The following is a 732-nucleotide window of genomic DNA, read 5'->3' on the forward strand; positions in this document are numbered from 1 at the left end:
GCGGCAATAAAGAGATGACCAGCTGGAAGATGCTGGGCTTCCCCGGTGCCCGTTACGACTTCCGCGATCTGCTGAGCAAAAAAGGGCAGAAGCTGAATATTATCCCCACCAGCCTGATCGACAACACCCTGTAATCCGGCTGCTTATGCCATTGTGTAATAGAGTCCCGAAATGAAAAATGTCCGTCCAAACGCTGATGTCGTCATTGTGGGTCTGGGCTGGTGCGGCTCTCTGATCGCCGAAGAGCTAACCCGCGCAGGCCTGAATGTCGTTGCCATTGAACGTGGCCCGTGGTTCGAAACCGCCACCGATTTTCCACCGTCAATTGATACCGATGAACTGCGCTGGGATACGCGGCGCAGTATGCTGCTTCCACCCGCGGTTGAAACCACCACGTTCCGCAATAACATCACTCAGAAAGCCCTGCCATCGCGCGACTGGAACCTGAATGAACTGGGCTACAACGTGGGGGGATCTGGCACCCACTGGGCCGGTATGGCCTGGCGCTTCACGCCGTGGGATCTGGAACCTTACAGTCAGACCGTAGCACGCTATGGCAAAGAGAAAATCGACAAGGGACTGATTTTACAGGACTGGGGAGTGACCTATGACGAGCTGGAGCCGTTCTACGACCGCTTTGAGAAGATCGCCGGGGTGTCCGGTAAAGCTGGCAAACTCAATGGGGAGATCGTTGAGGGCGGCAACCCGTTCGAAGGCAACCGCAGCAACGAA

Annotated in this window: 2 pseudogenes; both read left to right on the forward strand. The window is 56.0% G+C overall.

From position 1 onward, the window contains the following. Positions 1-134 (forward strand): annotated as a pseudogene (locus WH277_RS00745) (gluconate 2-dehydrogenase subunit 3 family protein); the annotation flags it as partial. 37 nt (positions 135-171) lie between these two features. Continuing rightward, positions 172-732: pseudogene (locus WH277_RS00750) on the forward strand (GMC family oxidoreductase); the annotation flags it as partial.

Origin of the sequence: Erwinia sp. MYb416 (assembly GCF_037479575.1) — a bacterium.
GTDB classification, from domain to species: Bacteria; Pseudomonadota; Gammaproteobacteria; order Enterobacterales; family Enterobacteriaceae; genus Erwinia; species Erwinia rhapontici.